The following is a 3,420-nucleotide window of genomic DNA, read 5'->3' as shown; positions in this document are numbered from 1 at the left end:
ATAGCGGGTAGCCGCCGCCGAGCCGCATCTATTCTTGCCTTCGAATGCCGAATGTGTCAGTAAAAACTTAGCCAGTAAAAACTTAGTAGGTGGAGGATCGCATGTGCCGCACTCTCCGTTTTACTATTTTTCTTCTTGTCATTGTCCAGGCTGTCGTCGCCTTTACCGTGGGTGTTCAAGCGCAAAACACCGGGGTGATCGCGAATGATCCGATCGCGTTCATCGGTCATGGAATGCTGATTGGCAGAGACGGCAAGATCATAAAGCCCGATATCGACTTTATTGAAAAAACCCAGGATATCTACATCAACGCCTTGCGCGCGCGCCTCACCGAGGAAGAACGCGCAACCTTCGACAACCAGCGGACAGCACTGTTCAAGGACGGCGCGCTTGACCGGCGCAACGGCATGCTGGCCAAGTCCAAGATGATCGAATGGTTGCTTAAGCGCAGTGGCGATCTCTCCGACGGTTCTCTGAGCGGCAAAAACTCCTTGATGAAGCAGCTGCTGGACTATGAGGATCCGGTTTTGCGCGACAAGAAATTCACACCACGACCCGACCTTGGTCAGCGTATCGGCGCCGCCGGCTTCTCCCCGATTGTCTTTTTCTCGACCACGAATTTTGGCGCGGCTTATATCGCCGAATGCCAGGCCAATGGCGTGCCGACCCCGCCCGACATCGGTTCCAGCCAATGGACGCTCAGCAGTTACGATGGCAACAACAAGTTTCCGCAGTTGCCACCCAATTCCACGACATCGCCACCTGGCAATTCCGGTGAATTGTTCCTGCCAACCGGGGCGCAGGTCTATGTCTATAAGAGCGCCGCGCCGGAAGGCATGTGCATCGCGCTGCCTCGCTCGGCAAATCCTGGAGGAGGATCAAGCAATAGTATCTATCTTGATGGCGTTATTTGCCTTGGCAAGACAACGAGCAAGGTCTGCTTCTGGGACAACCAGGCGCCAGATGGCCCCGGCGAGCCGGGACCTGGTGTGCCATTTCCAGAAGGGACGGTGACCCCGATCACGCAATTTGCCGGTGGCGCAGATCTGTTTGGCGGTTCCGGCGGTGTGTGCACGAGCTGCCATGCCGGTGAGAACCCCTATATCATGCATCCCGAAACGCCGTTGAGCCAGGATGCCTTGCCATCCTTCCCGACCTTCTCAACTCAGTGGTATGATCCGCTCGTTCATCCGAACTGGCCGCAGAATGCCGGCCCGATTTCCGCCGCGCCGGTTCCCGGATCCTGTGGCGGCTGTCACAGTGCGGGCGGCCCAGGGGGCCGCTTCCCCTTGTTGACGAGTACGCTTTCCGGCGCCTACTGCGCGACAGTTCTTAACAATGCCGTCAATCGAACTATGCCGCCTTCCAGCCCAGGCAGCCTGAGCGGCAACGCGGCGGTGCAGAGCTTTCTGGCCCTTTGCAGCCAGGCCCAGAGACCGCTGGCGCGCATTGAAAACACCACACTCAATTTCGGCGACGTGGAAATCGGCTTCACCTTCAGCAAGGGACTTGTCGTTCACAATGACGGTGATGCCAACCTGACCGTGGGTGTTGCGGTGCAGGGCAGTCCGGACACTTCGATCTGGACTGACATTGGCGTAGCAGCAAACGTCACCATCAAACCCGGCGATCCACCGTTGGTGTTACGCCAGGAATTCAAGCCGAAAGCGCCCGGGGTGGCCTCCATGCAGTTGCTCGTCACCACCAATGATTCCACACTGGCGTCGCAGGCCATCACCCTCACGGGCAACGGCGTGTCGCCCAAACCTCTCGATTCCGTGCTGATTCTCGACCGCAGTGGCAGCATGGCAGACCCCGCGGGCGATGTGAACAAGATCGAAGCCTTGCGCAGTGCCTCGCAGCTCTATGCCGATCTCCTGCGCTTTGATCCGATCACCGGCACTGGTGACAAGCTCGGTTTCGTCAAATACAACGCCACCAACAGTGACTACATGCCGCTTGGATTTATGGATGGCGCGCTGCGCAATGCCATTCAAAGCAATTTCATGAGTGCTGGCGCAATTGCCGATCCGACGCGTATTCAGCCGTCGGGCCGCACTGGTATTGGCGGCGCCATGCAGGGCGGCGCCAACATGCTGGCGAGCTCCGGCAGCGACCGCAACATTGCCATGGTATTGCTCACCGATGGGGCCGAGAACGAGTCGCCATTTATTGGTGATGTCAAGGACGGCATCATGACTGGCAATCCCCGCGTCAAGATTTTCAGTGTTGGTTTGGGTTTTGCCGTCGAACCGGGAAAGTTGCAGAGCATCACCAATGTCTCCGACGGTTATCACCAGGTGGTTGACCAGCTCACCGGCACGACACTGTTTGATCTCGAGTCCTTCTACTTCAAGATTTTCACCAACGCGGCAGGCTTGAATCAGGTCGTCGACCCGACCGTGCTGGTGGACATCTCGACGCTCAATCCGACCGTGATTGAACGCGCGCGCATCGTGACCTCGGACCGCAGCGCCACTTTTGTGATCCTTGATGAGCCGGCGCTGCGGAAATTCTATACGCTGGAATTCGTCAGCCCCAAAGGTGACGTCATTCAACCGGGAACCACTATTGGTGGCGTGCCCATTCAGGAACGGACGAATCTCAACCATCGGATTTTTCGCATCGTGTTCCCGGATCCGTCACAGGCCAGCGAATATGCCGGTGACTGGATGTTACAGTTGAAGCCAAACGGCAGGTGGTCGCCGGACAGTGTCAAGCGCGCGCTGGCTGACAGCCACACGCACTTCACCGGCAATCTGACGCCTTACACAGGATTTGTGCCGATCGGCTTCATGGCGGCGGTAACGACCGACTACTGGCTCGATGTTGCGGTGAGTGCGACCACCTATCTTCCCGGCGACGAGGTGAAGATCAATGCCAGACTGTCAGACCGGGGTTGGCCGGCACCCGACGGCAAGATCAAGGTTGTTGTCACGCTTGCCGATGGCAGCCAGCAAAACCTCGATCTGCGTGATGACGGGCTCGATGGCGATACCACAGCTGCCGACGCCACGTGGTCGGGCTGGTTCGCCGACACGGGCAAGGCCGGCAACTACAAATTCCTTTTCAAAGCGATCGGCCGTAACATGCGCGGTGAACTGGTGCCGCGCGAGGACTCCCGTTTCGTGACACTCAAACCCATCGAGCGCACACCGCGCGATCCGGATGGCGGGCCTTGCGTCGACGCCTGCCTAAAATGCGAAAGGTGCAGGAGGCAATAGCAGAGCTCAGACTTTAGGGCCTGCTTATGTAGCCAACCCTTCTCCGTCTGCAGGCGATTGCTTCGGCGTATTGCTGCGCTTGGATACAAGCACGCCCTTGCTTTTTGAGCTCTATAGTCGACCACACTACACGACAGTGGTGGCTGAGAGGTCGGGAATCAGCTGGAATGAAGGATTCATCTCGCCAAAGAAGGAT

General features: G+C 57.8%; 1 protein-coding gene. It reads left to right on the top strand.

All coding sequences use genetic code 11. The features are described from left to right. The first annotated feature begins 101 nt into the window (after nucleotides 1-101). Nucleotides 102-3,224: a vWA domain-containing protein gene (locus G6N73_RS35040; protein ID WP_165034445.1), complete on the top strand. Its 3,123-nt coding sequence runs from the start codon at nucleotides 102-104 to the stop codon at nucleotides 3,222-3,224. The last annotated feature ends 196 nt before the right edge of the window (nucleotides 3,225-3,420 follow it).

Source organism: Allomesorhizobium camelthorni (assembly GCF_011045125.1).
GTDB classification, from domain to species: domain Bacteria; phylum Pseudomonadota; class Alphaproteobacteria; order Rhizobiales; family Rhizobiaceae; genus Allomesorhizobium; species Allomesorhizobium camelthorni.
The sequence above is the reverse complement of the archived record's forward strand: the minus strand, read 5'-3'. Positions and strand labels throughout refer to the sequence as shown.